At 77.9% G+C, this 520-nt stretch carries 1 protein-coding gene; it reads left to right on the plus strand.

The window, feature by feature from the left end:
* Positions 1–520: hypothetical protein (locus tag KBX39_RS32670; RefSeq protein ID WP_210874286.1), on the plus strand; the 520-nt coding region annotated here is incomplete at both ends.

Here is a 520-nt window from a genome sequence, read left to right on the forward strand (position 1 = left end):
CGTGCGGGCGGCCACCAGCGGTGTGCTGGACGTGCTGCGGTCCTGGCTCGCCGCCGAGCCGCTGGCCGACACGAAGCTCGTGGTGGTGACCCGGGGCGCGGTGGCCAGCGGGGACGACGACCAGGTCACCGACCTCGCCGCCGCCGCCGTCTGGGGCCTGCTGCGCTCGGCGCAGTCGGAGCACCCGGGGCGGATCGTCCTCGCCGACGTCGAGGGCGAACTGACCCCCGCGACCCTCGCCGTGCTGGCCGGGGCCGCCGTCGACCCGTCGGTCTCCGGCGGCCAGCTCGCGGTGCGCGGCGAGCGCACCCTCGTGCCGAGGCTGGCGCGGCCGGTGGGCGACGAACTGACCCCGCCGCCCGGCCCGTGGCACCTCGCCCCCGTCACCGGCGGCACCCTGGACGGGATCGCGCCGGTGCCGGCCACGCCCGCGGAGCTGGGCGAGGACCAGGTGCGCATCGCGGTGCGCGCGGCCGGCGTGAACTTCCGCGACGTGCTGATCGGTTTGGGCATGTACCCG

This window comes from Micromonospora sp. D75 (assembly GCF_018070405.1).
Lineage (GTDB): Bacteria > Actinomycetota > Actinomycetes > Mycobacteriales > Micromonosporaceae > Micromonospora > Micromonospora chalcea.